Annotated in this window: 2 protein-coding genes; both read right to left on the reverse strand. The window is 44.8% G+C overall.

Going from position 1 to position 391, the window contains the following annotated elements; translation table 11 throughout:
* Nucleotides 1-35: 35 nt before the first annotated feature.
* Entirely contained in the window at nucleotides 36-236 is a 201-nt protein-coding gene (locus ACOSVQ_RS20655; RefSeq protein ID WP_491984307.1) for a hypothetical protein, read from the reverse strand.
* Nucleotides 236-391, reverse strand: a 156-nt coding sequence (locus tag ACOSVQ_RS20660) for a DUF1293 family protein (protein ID WP_491984308.1), incomplete at its 5' end; no start/stop codon positions are given. The genes ACOSVQ_RS20660 and ACOSVQ_RS20655, both read right to left, overlap by 1 nt.

Genomic DNA, 391 nt, shown 5'->3' on the forward strand with positions numbered 1-391 from the left:
GTACATTCATCGTTTTCATAGGATTTTTTCCTTTTTTAGTGGTGGTTAATCTTCTTCCAACACCAACAAATGGCGAGAAACAACACCGTTTCTGGCATCACTTGTTTGAGTTGGTCGAGGGTCATATACGGTGGCGCAAGCTCGGTTTTCACCTCTGCCAACGTCACCAATTGGTAGCCGTTCGAGCATTCTTTAGTCTCACAGGTAATGAGATAAGTGCCTGAATTTAGGCTCATTACTTAATCATGCCCGAGGCTTTAAAGTGGGCTTTGATTTCATCATCAACGGGGATCAACTCAGTCACGATAGCCCCTGACAATGGATCGTTCGGGTTGATTTCCATTCTTAATTCGTACTCACGGCGAGGAACTAACGCGCCGGTTTTCTCTAA

The organism is Vibrio sp. HM8-C (assembly GCF_058630515.1).